Origin of the sequence: Pseudomonas sp. PS01297, from assembly GCF_029959305.1 — a bacterium.
GTDB classification, from domain to species: Bacteria; Pseudomonadota; Gammaproteobacteria; order Pseudomonadales; family Pseudomonadaceae; genus Aquipseudomonas; species Aquipseudomonas helleri.
Map to the genome: position 1 here is coordinate 1 of NZ_JASCPQ010000034.1, position 14,605 is coordinate 14,605.

General features: G+C 58.6%; 16 protein-coding genes. 1 reads left to right on the top strand and 15 read right to left on the bottom strand.

Features of this window, described 5'->3' with window-relative positions:
- Positions 1 to 63: 63 nt before the first annotated feature.
- The 6 genes from fliA to QMX84_RS12225 form a co-directional block, all read right to left on the bottom strand.
- On the bottom strand, positions 64 to 807 hold the full coding sequence (fliA, locus tag QMX84_RS12200) for an RNA polymerase sigma factor FliA (RefSeq protein ID WP_227024854.1): 744 nt from the start codon (positions 805 to 807) through the stop codon (positions 64 to 66).
- Complete coding sequence (gene fleN / locus QMX84_RS12205) at positions 804 to 1,634, bottom strand: flagellar synthesis regulator FleN (protein WP_048371384.1); 831 nt, start codon at positions 1,632 to 1,634, stop codon at positions 804 to 806. Before fleN ends, fliA begins: the two co-directional genes overlap by 4 nt.
- A gap of 116 nt (positions 1,635 to 1,750) precedes the next feature.
- Positions 1,751 to 3,070 (bottom strand): flagellar biosynthesis protein FlhF, encoded by a 1,320-nt coding sequence (gene flhF, locus QMX84_RS12210; protein WP_282363900.1) that lies wholly within the window; start codon positions 3,068 to 3,070, stop codon positions 1,751 to 1,753.
- Between the two features lie 11 nt (positions 3,071 to 3,081).
- Positions 3,082 to 5,211, bottom strand: coding sequence for a flagellar biosynthesis protein FlhA (gene flhA / locus QMX84_RS12215; RefSeq protein ID WP_048371631.1), 2,130 nt, complete (start codon positions 5,209 to 5,211; stop codon positions 3,082 to 3,084).
- Positions 5,212 to 5,394: 183 nt separating this feature from the next.
- The gene (locus tag QMX84_RS12220; RefSeq protein ID WP_282363901.1) at positions 5,395 to 5,664 is read right to left on the bottom strand and encodes a short-chain dehydrogenase; all 270 of its coding nucleotides are present in this window, start codon (positions 5,662 to 5,664) and stop codon (positions 5,395 to 5,397) included.
- Positions 5,665 to 5,893: 229 nt separating this feature from the next.
- Entirely contained in the window at positions 5,894 to 6,463 is a 570-nt protein-coding gene (locus QMX84_RS12225; RefSeq protein ID WP_153375610.1) for a hypothetical protein, read from the bottom strand.
- 190 nt (positions 6,464 to 6,653) lie between these two features.
- Between QMX84_RS12225 and QMX84_RS12230 the strand changes: the two genes are divergently transcribed.
- On the top strand, positions 6,654 to 7,754 hold the full coding sequence (locus QMX84_RS12230; protein ID WP_282363902.1) for an RHS repeat-associated core domain-containing protein: 1,101 nt from the start codon (positions 6,654 to 6,656) through the stop codon (positions 7,752 to 7,754).
- Between the two features lie 27 nt (positions 7,755 to 7,781).
- Here the strand turns inward: QMX84_RS12230 and flhB are convergent, their stop codons facing one another.
- From flhB to QMX84_RS12275, 9 genes are all read right to left on the bottom strand, one after another.
- Positions 7,782 to 8,918, bottom strand: coding sequence for a flagellar biosynthesis protein FlhB (flhB, locus tag QMX84_RS12235; protein WP_048371394.1), 1,137 nt, complete (start codon positions 8,916 to 8,918; stop codon positions 7,782 to 7,784).
- Positions 8,919 to 8,920: 2 nt separating this feature from the next.
- Entirely contained in the window at positions 8,921 to 9,703 is a 783-nt protein-coding gene (gene fliR, locus QMX84_RS12240) for a flagellar biosynthetic protein FliR (RefSeq protein ID WP_048371396.1), read from the bottom strand.
- A complete protein-coding gene (fliQ, locus tag QMX84_RS12245; protein ID WP_016781562.1) occupies positions 9,704 to 9,973 on the bottom strand; it encodes a flagellar biosynthesis protein FliQ in 270 nt (89 codons plus the stop codon).
- A 4-nt stretch (positions 9,974 to 9,977) separates the two neighbouring features.
- The gene (gene fliP / locus QMX84_RS12250; RefSeq protein WP_048390404.1) at positions 9,978 to 10,721 is read right to left on the bottom strand and encodes a flagellar type III secretion system pore protein FliP; all 744 of its coding nucleotides are present in this window, start codon (positions 10,719 to 10,721) and stop codon (positions 9,978 to 9,980) included.
- Positions 10,721 to 11,161: a flagellar biosynthetic protein FliO gene (fliO, locus tag QMX84_RS12255; RefSeq protein WP_048371402.1), complete on the bottom strand. Its 441-nt coding sequence runs from the start codon at positions 11,159 to 11,161 to the stop codon at positions 10,721 to 10,723. Before fliO ends, fliP begins: the two co-directional genes overlap by 1 nt.
- The gene (fliN, locus tag QMX84_RS12260; RefSeq protein ID WP_048371405.1) at positions 11,162 to 11,626 is read right to left on the bottom strand and encodes a flagellar motor switch protein FliN; all 465 of its coding nucleotides are present in this window, start codon (positions 11,624 to 11,626) and stop codon (positions 11,162 to 11,164) included.
- A 37-nt stretch (positions 11,627 to 11,663) separates the two neighbouring features.
- On the bottom strand, positions 11,664 to 12,632 hold the full coding sequence (gene fliM / locus QMX84_RS12265; RefSeq protein ID WP_282363903.1) for a flagellar motor switch protein FliM: 969 nt from the start codon (positions 12,630 to 12,632) through the stop codon (positions 11,664 to 11,666).
- 8 nt (positions 12,633 to 12,640) lie between these two features.
- On the bottom strand, positions 12,641 to 13,132 hold the full coding sequence (gene fliL / locus QMX84_RS12270; RefSeq protein ID WP_048371409.1) for a flagellar basal body-associated protein FliL: 492 nt from the start codon (positions 13,130 to 13,132) through the stop codon (positions 12,641 to 12,643).
- Between the two features lie 155 nt (positions 13,133 to 13,287).
- Positions 13,288 to 14,550 carry a flagellar hook-length control protein FliK gene (locus QMX84_RS12275; protein ID WP_278938962.1) on the bottom strand — a complete coding sequence of 421 codons (1,263 nt, stop codon included), beginning with the start codon at positions 14,548 to 14,550 and terminating at the stop codon, positions 13,288 to 13,290.
- Between the last annotated feature and the right edge of the window lie 55 nt (positions 14,551 to 14,605).

Genomic DNA, 14,605 nt, shown 5'->3' on the forward strand with positions numbered 1-14,605 from the left:
AGCTTGCCTCGCGATCTTTTAAAAGCCCCAAAGATCGCGAGGCAAGCTCGCTCCTACAGTGAGTCAATGCGCTCGCCATTGCCCCAGGCGTGCGCGCAAACGGGCGGCGCACTGGCTGTGCAACTGGCTGACACGCGACTCGCTGACCCCCAGCACCTCACCGATTTCCTTGAGGTTGAGTTCTTCGTCGTAGTACAGCGCCAACACCAGCCGCTCACGCTCGGGCAACAAGCTGATGGCCTCGGCCAACGCAGCCTGAAAGCGCTCGTCTTCGAGGTCGCGCGATGGCTCAAGGTGCGCGCTGGCGCCATCTTCATGCAGCCCCTCGTGCTCGCCGTCCTGCAACAGGTCGTCGAAGCTGAACAGACGGCTGCCCAGGGTGTCGTTCAAGATGGCGTAATAATCATCAAGGCTTAACTGGAGTTCGGCCGCAACCTCGTGATCTTTAGCGTCACAGCCGGTTTTTGCTTCAATAACGCGAATTGCGTCACTGACCATGCGCGTATTGCGGTGCACCGAGCGTGGCGCCCAGTCACCCTTGCGCACCTCATCGAGCATGGCACCGCGAATGCGAATGCCGGCGTAGGTCTCAAAACTCGCGCCTTTGGTGGCGTCGTATTTGCTCGAAACCTCAAGCAGACCGATCATCCCGGCCTGAATCAGGTCGTCCACTTGCACGCTGGCAGGCAAACGCGCCAACAGGTGATAAGCGATGCGTTTGACCAACGGCGCATAACGCTCGATCAGCTCATATTGGCTGTCACGCGACGGCTTGCTGTACATGCGATAGCCGCTGGCAGTCATCAGACTCGTCCTCCACCTGCTTGCTGAACCAAACGCTCGACAAAGAACTCCAGGTGGCCACGAGGATTAGCCGGCAGCGGCCAGGTATCGACCTTCTGCGCGATAGCCTTGAACGCCAGGGAGCACTTGGAACGCGGGAATGCTTCGTACACGGCGCGCTGCTTTTGTACAGCCTTGCGCACGCACTCGTCGTACGGCACGGCGCCCACATATTGCAGGGCAACGTCAAGAAAGCGGTCGGTCACTTTGGTTAGCTTGGCGAACAGGTTGCGCCCTTCTTGCGGGCTCTGGACCATGTTCGCCAGCACCCGGAAACGGTTCATGCCGTAGTCACGGTTAAGCAGTTTGATCAACGCGTAGGCGTCGGTGATAGAGGTCGGCTCGTCACACACCACCAGCAAGACCTCTTGGGCGGCGCGGACAAAACTGACCACCGACTCACCGATCCCGGCAGCGGTATCAATCACCAGCACATCGAGGTTGTCGCTCAGGTCGCTGAACGCCTGGATCAGGCCGGCGTGTTGCGCAGGGCTCAACTGCACCATGCTCTGGGCGCCAGACGCGGCGGGCACGATACGAATCCCGCCGGGGCCCAGGAGCAATACATCACGCAGCTCGCAGCGACCCTCGACCACATCGGCCAGGGTAAATTTCGGTGTCAGCCCCAACAGGACATCAACATTCGCCAACCCGAGGTCGGCGTCCATCAACATGACGCGCCTGCCCAGTTCGGCCAGCGCGATGGACAAATTGACTGACACGTTAGTTTTACCGACGCCACCCTTGCCGCCGGTCACTGCGATCACCTGTACGGGATGCATGCTGCCCATGATCTTTTTTTACCTTGTCTTACTTAGACGCGGCTACAGAGAGTGCTGCGTGTTCCCCCAGGAACAACACTGTGCAGACCTTCAATGTAGGTACATTGCAACGTTTCATCTTTAACCTAGCCAACCCGTTTGGGCGGGCTGTGGTAAATGTCAGCGAACATATCGGCCATGGCTTCTTCGCTGGGTTCTTCCTGCATTTGCACACTCACCGCCCGGCTCACCAATTGGTGGCGGCGCGGCAAGTGCAGATCGTCCGGGATCCGTGGGCCGTCCGTGAGGTACGCCACGGGCAAGTCATTGCTGATCGCCAGGCTCAGTACTTCGCCAAGGCTGGCGGTTTCATCCAGCTTGGTCAGAATGCAACCGGCCAGCCCGCAGCGCTTGTAGCTCAGGTACGCGGCAGACAGCACCTGCTTCTGGCTGGTGGTGGCGAGGACCAGATAATTGCGCGCCTTGATCCCGCGCCCGGCGAGGCTGTCCAGTTGCAGGCGCAACGCCGGGTCACTGGCTTGCAGCCCGGCGGTGTCGACCAGCACCACGCGCTTGCGCGCCAGCGGCTCAAGGGTTTGGCCCAATGACTGGCCGGGGGCCACGTGGGTCACCGGCACGTTGAGAATGCGCCCCAGGGTTTTAAGCTGCTCCTGGGCGCCGATACGAAAGCTGTCCATGCTCACCAATGCAATATTTTGCGCGCCGTACTTGAGCACATAACGTGCCGCCAGCTTGGCCAGCGTTGTGGTTTTACCCATGCCTGCAGGACCGACCATTGCGATCACACCGCCCTCTTCCAGCGGCTCCAGTTCAGGGGTGGTAATCATCCGCGCCAGGTGCGCCAACAGCATGCGCCAGGCCTGACGCGGCTCTTCAATCTCGGTCACCTGGGTCAACAAACTATGGGACAACGGACCGGACAAGCCGATGCGCTGCAAACGCCGCCACAAATTGGCCTGTTCAGGCCTTGAGCCTTGCAACTGGTTCCAGGCCAGCGAGCCCAGCTGCACTTCGAGCAACTCGCGCAGGCCGTTCAGCTCATTGCGCATGTCGTCAAAAATCCGCTGGTCAATCGATGGCGCCGGTGCAGGTGCAGGCTGTGGCCGCGACGGTTCGTCAAAGCGCGGCTCAATCAACGGTTCTGCGGCGGTCAGCGGCAAGCCGGCAAACAACTGGCGGCTGGCATCCATGTCGCCTTCTGCGCGCAAGCTCAACTCGGCCTGAGCCGAGACAATCTTGGACTGGGTCTTGCGCAGTTCTTCTTCCAGCTCAACGTTCGGCACCCGCGGTGCCAGCGCGGACAGCTTGTAGTCCAGCGCTGCGGTCAACTCAACACCGCCAGCGATGCGGCGATTGCCAATAATGGCGGCATCCGCGCCCAATTCATCACGAATGAGCTTCATGGCCTGACGCATGTCGGCGGCGAAAAATCGCTTCACTTGCATAGATCAAACCCTCAGCCGTTAGGGCCCACTGTCGCAACGATGGTCACTTGCTTGTTGTCAGGGATTTCCTGGTACGCCAGCACATGCAGGTTGGGTACCGCCAAACGGCCAAACCGCGAAAGCATCGCGCGTACCGGGCCTGCCACCAGCAAGATCACCGGGTTGCCTTGCATCTCCTGACGCTGCGCTGCGTCGATGAGTGAGCGCTGGAGTTTTTCTGCCATGCTTGGCTCCAGCAACACACCGTCTTCCTGGCCTTGTCCGGCCTTCTGCAAACTATTGAGCAATATTTGTTCCAACCTTGGTTCCAAGGTGATCACAGGCAGCTCAGACTCAACGCCGACAATGCTTTGCACGATGGCGCGGGACAAGCCGACACGCACGGCGGCAACCAAAGCGGCAGTATCTTGACTCTTGTGGGCATTGTTGGCGACGGCTTCGGCAATGCTGCGTATATCGCGTACCGGCACCTGCTCGGCCAGCAGCGCCTGCAACACTTTGAGCAACTGCGACAGGCTCAACACACCCGGCACCAACTCTTCGGCCAATTTAGGCGACGACTTGGCCAGCAATTGCATCAGTTGCTGCACTTCCTCATGGCCAATCAGCTCATGGGAATGCTTGTACAGAATCTGGTTAAGGTGCGTCGCCACCACCGTACTGGCATCGACCACGGTATATCCCAGCGATTGCGCCTGGCTGCGCTGGCTGACCTCGATCCACACGGCCTCCAGGCCAAAGGCCGGGTCTTTGGCGGTAATCCCGTTGAGGGTGCCAAACACCTGGCCGGGGTTGATCGCCAGTTCGCGGTCCGGGTAAATCTCGGCCTCGGCCAGAATTACGCCCATGAGTGTCAGGCGATAAGCGCTCGGCGCCAGGTCGAGGTTGTCGCGGATGTGCACGGTGGGCATCAAAAAGCCAAGGTCCTGGGACAGCTTTTTACGCACGCCCTTGATCCGCGCCAGCAATTGCCCGCCCTGGTTGCGGTCCACCAGCGGGATCAGGCGATAGCCCACTTCCAGGCCGATCATGTCGATGGGCGTCACGTCATCCCAGCCCAGTTCTTTGGTCTCTTGGGCGCGGGCGGGCGAAGGCAGCAGCTCTTGTTGGCGCTGCACTTCTTGCAGGGCCTGAACCTTGGCCACGTTTTGTTTTTTCCACATCCAGTAGGCGGCGCCACCGGCCACTGCGGCGAGGCTGAGAAAGGACACGTGGGGCATGCCCGGCACGATCCCCATCACCGCCATCAAACCGGCAGACACCGCCAGCGCCTTGGGCGAGGCGAACATCTGGCGATTGATTTGCTTGCCCATGTCTTCGGAGCCCGAAGCACGGGTCACCATGATCGCGGCAGCGGTGGACAACAACAGCGACGGCAATTGCGCCACCAGACCGTCACCGATGGTCAGCAAGGCGTAGACCTTGCCCGCTTCGCTGAAACTCATGCTGTGCTGGAAGATGCCCACGGCCATGCCGCCGATCAGGTTGATAAACAGGATCAACAGACCGGCGATGGCATCACCGCGCACAAACTTGCTGGCACCGTCCATGGAGCCATAGAACTCGGCCTCCTGGGCGACTTCTTGACGGCGCAGCTTGGCCTGGTTCTGATCGATCAGCCCGGCGTTGAGGTCGGCGTCAATCGCCATTTGTTTGCCGGGCATGGCGTCGAGGGTAAAGCGCGCGCTCACTTCGGAGATCCGCCCGGCACCCTTGGTCACCACCACGAAGTTGATGATCATCAAAATCGCGAACACCACCATACCGACCACATAGTTGCCGCCGATTACCACCTCACCGAAGGCCTGGATCACCTTACCGGCAGCGGCGTGGCCTTCCTGGCCGTGGAGCATCACCACCCGGGTCGATGCCACGTTGAGCGCCAGGCGCATCAGCGTTGCGACCAGCAAAATGGTGGGGAACACCGCGAAATCCAGTGGGCGCAGTGCGTACACACACACCAGCAAGACCACAATCGACAGCGCGATGTTGAAGGTAAAAAACACATCCAGCAGAAACGCCGGGATGGGCAACATCATCATTGCCAGCATCACCAGCAACAACAGCGGCACGCCCAACTGCCCGTGACCCAAACCGGCCAGACCGTTGCGTGCGGTGTTGATTAACTGAGAGCGATCCAATGACATGCCTAAACCTTTAGCAAACTTTTGACGCCAGATGCGTCTGCAAGCCTGCCACTGCAAGAAGCCTTCCAACTTTGGCAAAAGGCCACGTCACCGAGAGGTAAACCCAAAATCTGTAGACGCGAGCTGGGGATCAAGATCAAAAGATCGCGAGCAAGCTCGCTCCTACAGGGGTTGTGGTTACACCGGTCTTAAGCGCCAGCCCAGCACGTCGAGCACGTCGCAGCCATCGCGCAGTAATAACACTGCGGCGTTGGCCAGGTGTTTGAGATCAATGGCGTCAGCCTCGACAAGTTCGCGGCTGGCAAAGGTTTCCATCAGTTGGGTGACCGCCAAAACACGGGCAGCCGCGTTGGCATGCAACACATCCAGTGGCGCATTGTGGTCGATCAATAAGGCGGGAATGGTGCAGTCAATAGCGGTCAGCGGGATGTAAGGTGAATTCGTCATAAGTTAAGTCCAATGGTTAGACGCACTAACGTATTCATCTTTTCATTCCAAGTCGCCAAACCTGGTCGCCATGAGGGCGAGCGCGGACTATAAGCGTCGAGGTGCAACAGCGACAAGCGCCAACGCTGTACGAAGCTGCCGATAAATCGGCAGGCAAACACAAAAATCTGTAGGAGCGAGCTTGCTCGCGATCTTTTGATCTGCCTCTGGCGAGGCAAAAAAGTGAGGCTCAGTTCCAGCGCCATTCGCCCAGATCAATCACCAGACACGCACTGCTGTTTGAACCAAACACGACGTCTATCTTGCGGTTGGGCTCATAGCGGTCAGTACCGCAGCCACCAATCAAAATGGCACCACAACGCCCATCCCGTACATGCGGGTGTTCTTCCCACACCGGCACGCTGTCCAGCTGCAACTGGCGAATGAGTTTGTACAGGATAAAACTGCGCACACAGCGCCCGTTGATGCCTTCAAAGCTCAATGACTTGCGCATAAACGTCAGTATCGAATCACGCTCTTTGTAGCAGCGCTCAACGATCGCGCTGTAGTACTGCTCTCGCCCGCTGCTGTGGGGAACCGTTGGCAAGGAAATGACAGCCAGCAGATTAGTGCCTTCCGTGCTGAAGCCCACGATGTGGCGGTCTTGTAATTGATCCAGCCAGAAAATCGCAAATGTGCCGTCCAGCGCAGGAAACTTCGGGAACAACCCCTCAAGATCCACCTTGGCTTTTTCTCGGGTATCGCTCAACACACAGGTTTTGATAGAGCCATTGGGAATAAGGGTTAACTCGATCGACATCGCGCATCTCCATTGCCTGCACACGAACCAAAAGCACTCGACCTCTCAAGTTAAGCAGGTTTGCGCAAAGCCTCTACTGTCAGAAGTGACAGTCCGTCGTGAAATCTATACCTAGCAGATCTGCCAGTACCCACCACTGCGAATAAAGCCCACAGTGAGTACCCGCGTGCTATTGACGATGTGAAGCATCATGAAGAAAACAGTGCTGTGCTCCTATCACTACGACCCCATGAATCGACTCAAGGGCACATCGCCTGCGCTGCAATCAGGCAGCCTGCGGTTTTATTGCCAGAGCCGGATTGCCACAGAATTCCAGGGCAGCACCCAGCACTCGATCATGCAGCATGGCGATCAATTACTGGCCCAACAGACGCACCAGGCCGATCAACACATCAGCACCTTGCTGGCCACCGATTTACAACGTTCTGTGTTGCAGACGACAAACGGAGCAGAACAACAGACCATCGCCTATACACCGTTTGGTCATCATGCGAACGAAAACACCAACACACACTTGTTAGGCTTTAATGGCGAGCGGGCCGACCCTGTCACCGGGCATTATTTATTGGGCAATGGTTACCGGGCGTTTAATCCAGTACTGATGCGATTTAACAGCCCGGACAGCTGGAGCCCATTTGGAGAGGCAGGAATTAATGCATATGCTTACTGCATGAACAATCCTTTACTCACGAATGATCCAAGCGGCCACATATTCAAATTTATTCAGAAATCCTTTAAGAACTTTTTATTTTCCAACCGAAGAGCACCTATGCAGAGTTATGTCCCAGGCAGCCTTAACGTGAGAGCTCCGGGAGGTAGAGTTGTAATGCTTAAAATCAAGCCAGGCGTCTCATTTTCTGCAGCCTGTAAGGCACGTGACGCAATGATTGAACACCGCAAATTGTGGTCTCGCAATGCCGCAGAAAATGCAATATATTTAAACGATTTAAAAAAACCATACTTACAAAAACTTGATTTGCAATACCTAGCAGCCGGCGCCATAAAATCAAACAATATCTCCACAGGCCCCCTTCCACCCCCCCTTAAAAACTTTGTAGCCAATACAATACCCAACCGACCTCATTATGAATTAATCACAAAACTGAAAAACGGAAACTACGACCCATACACTCAAAAAACGGGCGCAATTAATTTATATACATACACTGACAGCTTTGAAGCTATCGACTATTTAGATAGCTTGAGTGCGCGTGGCCATGCCTTAACTATGGAAAGCGAAAGAAACTACCACTCCATTCTGGACGCACATTTCATTAGGATCGGAGGATAAACAACGTCAAAATCACTCCCCCCCACCTCAATCATCCCGCCGTAAATCCGGCGGAATCGGCAGGTCTTTCAGCGGGTCAGGCCGCTTGCCTTTGCCCGCCTGGTGCTGGCGGATCTGGTAGACGTACGCCAACACCTGCGCCACGGCCAGGTAGAGGCCCGCCGGGATCTCCTGCTCAAGTTCGGTGGAGTGGTAGATCGAGCGCGCCAGCGCCGGGGACTCCAGCAGCAGGATGTTGTGTTTGGCGCCGATTTCTCGAATTTTCAACGCCAAAAAGTCGCTGCCCTTGGCCAGCAACATCGGCGCCCCGCCCTTTTCGGGGTCATATTTGAGGGCCACGGCGTAGTGCGTCGGGTTGGTGATGATCACGTCGGCATCGGGGATGGCGCTCATCATGCGGCGCTGGGACATTTCGCGCTGCACCTGGCGAATGCGCTGTTTAACTTCGGGCCGCCCTTCTTGGTCCTTGTGCTCATCACGCACTTCCTGCTTGGTCATCAGCAGTTTCTTATGGCTTTCCCATAGCTGCACCGGCACGTCGACGGCGGCAATCAAGATCAACCCGCAGGCCATCCACAACGCACTCCAGCCCACCACTTGCAGGCTGTGGATCACCGCCAGTTCCAGGGGCTCGTGGGCGATGCGCAGCAGGTCGTCGATGTCGGATTTCAACACCAGCAAGGCGACGATCAAGATGATGAAAAACTTGGCCAGCGCCTTGAGCAGTTCCACCAGCGCCTTGGCCGAGAACATGCGTTTAAGCCCCGCCAGCGGGTTCATGCGGCTGAATTTGGGGGCCAGGCTGCCCGCGGCAAACAGCCAGCCACCGAGGGCGATGGGGCCGACGATGGCGGCGATCAATAAGGTGATCAGCACCGGCTGCAAGGCGATCAGGGCGATTTTGCCCGAGTGCAGCAAAAAGGCGGCCATGGAGTCGGTGTTGTACAAGGTCTCGCGGCTGATGCTGAAGTTGTAACGCATCACTTCCATCAGGTCTTCGGCCAGCGCCCCGCCAAAAATCAGCAGCCCGGCTGAACCCGCGAGCATGATCGCCAAGGTGTTGAGTTCTTTAGAGCGCGCGATTTCGCCCTTTTCCCTGGAGTCTTTTTTTCGTTTCTCCGTGGGGTCTTCTGTTTTATCGGCGCCGCTCTCGCTCTCTGCCATGGCTATTTCGCCTGCGCCAGTTCACGTAAAAACTGCAAAGCCTCGGAGGCCAGCGGCTGATACTGATTGAGAATATCGGCCATGCTGATCCATAGAATGACCATGCCCAGCACCAGGGTCAGCGGAAAACCGATGGCGAAGATGTTGAGTTGCGGCGCCGCACGGGTCATGACGCCAAACGCGATGTTGACCACCAGCAAGGCAGTGATCGCCGGCAGCACCAGCAACAGCGCCGCGCCCAGGACCCAGCCCAGTTTGTTGGCGATTTCCCAGTAATGATTGGTCATCAGCCCGCCGCCAACCGGCAACGTGGTGAAGCTCTCGGTGAGCACTTCAAACACCACCAGGTGCCCGTTCATTGACAAAAACAGCAAGCTCACCAGCATGGTGAAAAACTGCCCGATCACGGCCACGTTGACCCCGTTGGCCGGGTCGACCATGGAGGCGAAGCCCATGCCCATCTGCACCGCGACGATTTGCCCGGCCACCACAAACGCCTGGAAAAACAGCTGCAACGAGAAGCCGAGCAAGGCACCGATAATAATTTGCTCGGCAATCAGCATCAGGCCGCTGAGGTCCAGCGGGTTGACGGTGGGCAACGGCGGCAAGCTGGGCATGATCGCCAGGGTGATCGCCAAGGCCAGAAACAGCTTGATGCGCTTGGGCACCAGCGTGGTCCCGATGATCGGCATGGTGGCCAGCACCGCACCCACACGGAACAGCGGCAGCATAAAGCTGGCGACCCAGGTACTGATCTGCGCGTCCGTCAGGGCCAGCAGCGACATTTAGCCGATCAACTGCGGAATACTGCCGTACAACTGCAGGATGTATTCCATAAAGGTTTGCACCAACCATGGCCCGGCCACGATCAGGGTGACCAGCATCACCAGCAAACGCGGCAAAAAGCTCAGGGTCTGTTCGTTGATTTGCGTCGCCGCCTGGAACATCGCCACCAGCAAACCCACCAGCAAGCTGGGGATCACCAGCACCGCGACCATCATCGTGGTCAGCCACAACGCATTGCGAAACAGGTCGACTGCGACTTCTGGGGTCATGGGCTCAGACTCCGCCGAAACTGCTGGCCAGGGTGCCGATAATCAGCGCCCAACCGTCCACCAGCACGAACAGCATGATTTTGAACGGCAACGAAATGATCAACGGCGAGAGCATCATCATGCCCATGGCCATCAGCACACTGGCCACCACCAGGTCGATGATCAGGAACGGAATGAAGATCATAAAGCCGATCTGGAACGCGGTTTTAAGCTCGGAGGTGACAAAGGCCGGGACCAGAATGGTCAGCGGCGCCGCGTCGGGCGTCGGGATGTCGGTACGCTTGGACAAGCGCATAAACAGCTCAAGGTCGCTGGTGCGGGTCTGCGCCAGCATAAAGTCCTTGATCGGGCCTTCTGCCTTGAGGATCGCGTCCTGGGCCGTGAGTTTTTCCGCCAGGTACGGCTGCAGGGCGTCGCGGTTCACCTTGTCGAACACCGGCGCCATGATGAACAGGGTCAAGAACAGCGCCATGCCGGTGAGTATCTGGTTGGACGGGGTTTGTTGCAGCCCCAGCGCCTGACGCAGAATCGAAAACACGATGATGATCCGCGTAAAGCTGGTCATCAGCATCACGAACGCCGGGATAAAACTCAGGGCGGTCATGATCAGCAAGATTTGCAGGCTGACCGAATACTCCTGCTGCCCGTTGGCGCCGGTGCCCAGGGTGATCGCCGGGATCGACAACGGGTCGGCCGCCAAGGCGACCGGGGCGAGCAAGGCCAACAACAGTGCGACAGCTAAACGCATTACGGCTTGTCCTTTTGCTGGCCGAGGATTTCCATCAGCCGCTTGGCAAATTCAGGCGTGGCCGGTTGCGTGGTGTCCGGCGCTGCAACCGGCTCTTTGAGCACATGCAGCGGGGTGATGCGGCCCGGCGTGAGGCCAAGCAGGATTTGCTCGTTGCCCACTTGCACCAGCACCAGCCGGTCACGGGTGCCCAAGGCCCGCGAGCTGATCAGCTCGATGACTTGCCCCTGGCGTGCGCCTCCTTGCTGAACCCGGCGCAGCACCCAGGCCAGGGCAAAGATCAGCCCCAGCACCAACAGCAAACCCAGCACCAGTTGCGTCAACTGGCCGCCCAGGCTGCTGGCGGCCACGGGCGCAACGGCGCTCGCGGTGCTGGCCACCGGCTCTGCTGCCAGGGCGCTCAAGGGTAACGCCAGTAAACCGCCGAGAAGCCGCTTCACTTAGCGCAACTTCTTGATGCGTTCGCTTGGGCTGATCACGTCGGTCAGACGGATGCCAAACTTTTCGTTGACCACCACCACTTCGCCATGGGCAATAAGGGTGCCGTTGACCAGCACGTCCAGCGGCTCACCGGCCAGGCGATCGAGTTCGATGACCGAGCCCTGGTTGAGTTGCAGCAGGTTACGAATGTTGATGTCGGTGCTGCCCACTTCCATGGAAATCGACACCGGAATGTCCAGAATCACATCCAGGTTGGGACCGTCCAGCGACACCGGGTCGTTGTTGCGCGGCACGCTGCCGAATTCTTCCATGGGCAAGCGGTTGGACGCCGGTTTTTGCGCGGCGTCAGCGGCCAGCAGCGCGTCGATATCGGCCTGGCCAACATCGCCGGTTTCTTCCAGTGCAGCGGCCCATTCATCGGCCAGCGCCTGGTCGGCGGCGCTTGTATCGTTTTCGTTAGCCATCAGGTGTCCTCACTGAGCAATTGGGGGAGTTCGGTGTTTAACGCCGAACGATGGGTTCAAGCACTTGCAAGGCCAGATTGCCTTTGTGCGAACCCAGTTTGACCTTGAACGTGGGCACGCCATTGGCGCGCATCACCAGTTCGTCCTGCAATTCGATCGGGATCACGTCCCCCGGCGCCATGTGCAAAATGTCGCGCAGGCGCAGTTGGCGGCGGGCCACGGTGGCACTCAGCGGCACGCTGACATCCAGCACGTCTTCGCGCAGGGCTTTGCTCCAGCGTTCATCCTGGTCGTCGAGGTCTGACTGAAAGCCCGCATCGAGCATTTCGCGCACCGGCTCGATCATCGAGTACGGCATGGTCACGTGCAGGTCGCCGCCACCGCCATCGAGTTCGATGTGGAAGGTTGACACCACAATCGCTTCGCTGGGGCCGACGATGTTGGCCATGGCCGGGTTCACTTCCGAGTTGATGTACTCGAAATTGACTTCCATGATCGCCTGCCAGGCTTCTTTCAAATCGACGAAAGCCTGCTCCAGCACCATGCGCACGACGCGCAATTCGGTGGGGGTGAATTCGCGGCCTTCGATTTTGGCGTGACGGCCGTCGCCACCAAAAAAGTTGTCCACCAGCTTGAACACCAGCTTGGCGTCGAGGATGAACAGCGCGGTGCCGCGCAACGGCTTGATCTTGACCAGGTTGAGGCTGGTGGGCACGTACAGCGAGTGCACGTATTCACCGAACTTCATCACCTGCACGCCGCCCACCGCCACATCTGCCGAGCGGCGCAGCATGTTGAACATGCTGATGCGGGTATAGCGGGCGAAACGCTCGTTGATCATTTCCAGGGTCGGCATGCGACCCCGGACAATCCGGTCCTGACTGGTCAGGTCGTAACTTTTGACGCTGCCGGGTTCGGCAGCCGTCTCGGCCTGTACCAGACCGTCATCGACGCCATGCAACAGCGCGTCGATCTCATCCTGGGACAGCAGGTCTTGCACGGCCATGTCGTGTCCTACTGCAATACAAAGTTAGTAAAGAGGGCCTGATCAATAACCACTTTGCCGAGTTCTTTTTGCGCCACTTCCTGCACGCTGGCAGTGGCTTTCTGACGCAACATTTCCTGACCCACCGGAGTGGCGAGGCTGTCAAAAGTCTGTCCGGAGAACAGCATGACCAGGTTGTTGCGGATCACCGGCATATGCACCTTGAGTGCATTGAGGTCATTTTGATCCCGCGCCTGCAAGGTGATGCTCACTTGCAGATAGCGCTGGCGGCCGTTGTCATTGAGGTTGACCACAAAAGCGGGTGGCAGCGGCTCGTAGATGGCCGGGCGCTTGATGTTGGCGTCCACCACAGGCGGCGCGGCGCTTTTCTCGCCGCTCATGAAAAACCAGGTGGCACCCACCGACAGGCCGATGGCCAGCAACAACGCCACGACCACCAGAATAATCAGCTTGAGTTTGCCTTTATCGGCGGGGTCTTTCGGTGCGTCGGTCGTCGCCATGCCAATAATCCGTCACTTTTGGGTTTTCACAGGTGCATGACTAGGCAGAGCAAGTGTTATGCCAGAACGGTAGGAGCTGGCGCAGGCTGCGATCTTTTGATCTGTGAAAGATCGCAGCCATCGTTCCTCGGCAGCTCCTACGGGCGCCTCGGGGTTCAGGCGTAGTAGTCCACGGCGCTGGTGCCCAGCACGATGCTCGGGGCGACGGGTTCGGCGGCGGCTAGCGGCGCATCGTCTTCAAGGCGTCCTCCACTGGCTTGAGAACGCTGCTGGCTTTGTTGTTCCTGGCTTTGCCCCTGCCAACTGCGCGATTGGTCAGACACGTTGACGTCGACCTGGCCCATGCCCTGTTGGGCGAGCATGTCGCGCAGGCGGTGCATCTGGCTGTCCAGCGCTTCTCGCACGGCCGCATGGCCGCTGACAAAGTTGACTTGCGTGGACTGGTCCGCCGCGACGTTGACGCGAATATCCAGGCGCCCAAGCTCCGCCGGCTGCAATTGGATGTCGGCGGATTTGAGGTTGGCGCTGGACAGGTACATCACTCGGTTGACGATTTCTTCTGACCAGCCGCTCTGGTGCATGGCCAGCGGCTGGTTGACCGGCAGCGCATTCGCGGTTTTCGGCACGGCCGCCTGGGTCAGCGCAGCCAGACGGTTGGCAAAGTCATCGACGCGGGTGTCGCTGGAAGCGCTTTTAAGGTCTTTGAGGCCGTCATCCACCAGCCCCTTGAAGGCTTTTTCACCACCCTCGCCCGTGCTGGAGGCATCGGCTTTTGGCTCGAGCATCTGCGCGATCGCATTCGGCTGGCCTTGGTTAGAGGCAGCCAAGTTGTCGGGTTGAGCATTTTTCGCCGGTGACTGGCTGCTGGCGGACACATGACCGCCCTGCTCCATGGCCAGGCGCACAGCCGGCATGTCATCCAGCGGATCGGCTTGCGGATCAAAGGTGTCAACCACCGCAGGCGGTGGCGGCGCTTGCACCGCCATGCTTGCGGCGGCGGCCAGTTGCGCGGCTTGCTCATCAGGCGGTGCCGGGGCGACAGGCGCAGGCGTTTCTGCAACCGCCGGGGGCGCTTGCACAGCAGGGGGTGTGATGTCGGGAGTCGGCAGGCCGTCGTCAGGTTTGACTGGGGCGTCATCTTGATCGGTGCTTTGAGACTTGCCAGCAGGCAAGGGTTTGCCGCTATCGGCAACAGCTGACGGTGGGTTTGCAGCGCTGTTATTGCTCGCATCGCGTGTGATAGCAGGCTTGCTGCTGGTGACACCCGAGGTGGCGTCAGACGCTTTGGCATAGACCTTGGAAAACGGCTCGCCCCCTGTTTTTACGGGCTCGACGTCAGGCTGTGCAGCTTTGCCCGTTGCGGCTTTGGACGCAGCGACGGCAGGTGTCTGAAGGAACGGGTTGGCGGCGAGTGGCATTGGCAAAGTCTCCGCTGTACGGCAGGCATCGGTACAGGTAGGAGAGGCAGAGCAA

Coding starts and splice junctions, on each gene's coding strand:
- flhF (WP_282363900.1), bottom strand. CDS start 3,070: ATGCAAGTGAAGCGATTTTTCGCCGCCGACATGCGTCAGGCCATGAAG.
- fliP (WP_048390404.1), bottom strand. CDS start 10,721: ATGCGTTTAGCTGTCGCACTGTTGTTGGCCTTGCTCGCCCCGGTCGCC.
- fleN (WP_048371384.1), bottom strand. CDS start 1,634: ATGGGCAGCATGCATCCCGTACAGGTGATCGCAGTGACCGGCGGCAAG.
- QMX84_RS12220 (WP_282363901.1), bottom strand. CDS start 5,664: ATGACGAATTCACCTTACATCCCGCTGACCGCTATTGACTGCACCATT.
- flhB (WP_048371394.1), bottom strand. CDS start 8,918: ATGGCAGAGAGCGAGAGCGGCGCCGATAAAACAGAAGACCCCACGGAG.
- QMX84_RS12230 (WP_282363902.1), top strand. CDS start 6,654: ATGAAGAAAACAGTGCTGTGCTCCTATCACTACGACCCCATGAATCGA.
- fliM (WP_282363903.1), bottom strand. CDS start 12,632: ATGGCCGTGCAAGACCTGCTGTCCCAGGATGAGATCGACGCGCTGTTG.
- QMX84_RS12225 (WP_153375610.1), bottom strand. CDS start 6,463: ATGTCGATCGAGTTAACCCTTATTCCCAATGGCTCTATCAAAACCTGT.
- fliN (WP_048371405.1), bottom strand. CDS start 11,626: ATGGCTAACGAAAACGATACAAGCGCCGCCGACCAGGCGCTGGCCGAT.
- fliQ (WP_016781562.1), bottom strand. CDS start 9,973: ATGACCCCAGAAGTCGCAGTCGACCTGTTTCGCAATGCGTTGTGGCTG.
- fliL (WP_048371409.1), bottom strand. CDS start 13,132: ATGGCGACGACCGACGCACCGAAAGACCCCGCCGATAAAGGCAAACTC.
- QMX84_RS12275 (WP_278938962.1), bottom strand. CDS start 14,550: ATGCCACTCGCCGCCAACCCGTTCCTTCAGACACCTGCCGTCGCTGCG.
- fliR (WP_048371396.1), bottom strand. CDS start 9,703: ATGTCGCTGCTGGCCCTGACGGACGCGCAGATCAGTACCTGGGTCGCC.